The sequence below is a fragment of the Rhizobium ecuadorense genome (assembly GCF_001187535.1).
In the GTDB taxonomy this organism is placed as follows: domain Bacteria; phylum Pseudomonadota; class Alphaproteobacteria; order Rhizobiales; family Rhizobiaceae; genus Rhizobium; species Rhizobium ecuadorense.
The window spans coordinates 1-237 of the sequence record NZ_LFIO01000976.1 but is presented as its reverse complement, the minus strand read 5'-3'; the positions used below and the strand labels follow the sequence as shown (position 1 = coordinate 237).

The 237-nt window shown below is 61.6% G+C and carries 1 pseudogene; it reads right to left on the bottom strand.

The features are described 5' to 3' along the window. Positions 1 to 237, bottom strand: a pseudogene (locus AF337_RS18100) (terminase); the annotation flags it as partial.

Below are 237 nucleotides of genomic sequence, written 5' to 3'. Positions count from 1 at the left end.
GCCTGATCGAACTCGATCTTCGCCAGGATGCGCCGCGTGCCGTTGATCCGGTCATGGACATAGGCGCGCTCGATCTTGCGGACCGTGCCGAGATCGCGGGCCTTGACCTCTTTCAGCATGACTTCGATGCGGGTCATGCCGCCACGTGTCCATTCCCGCACCTTGATGTCATGCGGCATATTGTGCACGCCATAGACATAACCATGCTCTCCGGCGCGCCGCTCCAGCTCGTCGAGC